Origin of the sequence: Occallatibacter savannae (assembly GCF_003131205.1) — a bacterium.
GTDB classification, from domain to species: domain Bacteria; phylum Acidobacteriota; class Terriglobia; order Terriglobales; family Acidobacteriaceae; genus Telmatobacter; species Telmatobacter savannae.
The window spans coordinates 1-1,190 of record NZ_QFFY01000017.1; the positions used below are offsets into that span (position 1 = coordinate 1).

1 protein-coding gene is annotated in these 1,190 nt (G+C 60.3%); it reads right to left on the reverse strand.

The features are described from left to right. Positions 1–2: 2 nt before the first annotated feature. The coding region (gene tuf / locus DHV10_RS26850; RefSeq protein ID WP_109489520.1) for an elongation factor Tu at positions 3–1,190 on the reverse strand (1,188 nt) is incomplete at its 5' end.

The following is a 1,190-nucleotide window of genomic DNA, read 5'->3' on the forward strand; positions in this document are numbered from 1 at the left end:
AACTACTTAATGATCTCGCTGATCGTACCCGCGCCCACCGTGCGTCCGCCTTCGCGGATCGCAAACCGCAGGCCCTTCTCCATGGCCACCGGCGTGATCAGCTCAACCTCGAGCTGAACGTTGTCGCCCGGCATCACCATCTCTGTTCCCGCCGGCAACTGCGCCACACCTGTCACGTCCGTCGTACGGAAGTAGAACTGCGGACGGTAGCCGTTGAAGAACGGAGTGTGACGTCCGCCTTCTTCCTTGCTCAGCACGTAAACTTCGCCCTTGAACTTCGTGTGCGGCGTGATCGATCCCGGCTTCGCCAGAACCATGCCGCGCTCCACGTCTTCCTTCGGAATGCCGCGCAGAAGAATACCGGCGTTGTCGCCCGCCATGCCTTCGTCGAGCTGCTTCTTGAACATCTCAACGCCCGTGCAGACCGACTTGCGCGTTTCGCGGAAGCCGACGATCTCGACGTCCTCGCCCACCTTCACCTTGCCGCGCTCGATACGGCCCGTCACCACGGTGCCGCGGCCCGAGATCGAGAAGATGTCTTCGATCGGCATCAGGAACGGCAGATCGATCATGCGCGCCGGCAGAGGAACGTTCTTGTCGACAGCCTCCATCAGCTCGTCAATCTTCGACTCCCACTGCGCTTCGCCATTCAATGCCCCGAGTGCAGATCCGCGGATCACCGGAACGTCATCGCCCGGGAACTGGTACTTCGACAGAAGCTCGCGAACTTCCATCTCAACCAGATCGATCAGCTCAGCGTCTTCGACCGCATCGCACTTGTTCAGAAACACGCAGATGTACGGCACACCTACCTGGCGAGCAAGAAGCACGTGCTCCTTGGTCTGCGGCATCGGACCGTCGGTGGCGGCAACGACCAGGATCGCTCCGTCCATCTGTGCCGCGCCCGTGATCATGTTCTTGATGTAGTCGGCGTGACCGGGGCAGTCCACGTGCGCATAGTGCCGGTTCGGCGTCTCATACTCCACGTGCGCCGTCGCGATCGTGATACCGCGCTCGCGCTCCTCAGGAGCGTTGTCGATCGAGTCAAACGAACGGAACGCGATCTTCGGGTTGTGCTTCGACAATACCTTCGTGATCGCCGCCGTCAACGTCGTCTTGCCGTGATCGATGTGACCAATCGTCCCCACGTTCACGTGCGGCTTCGAACGATCAAATTTTTCCTTCGCCAT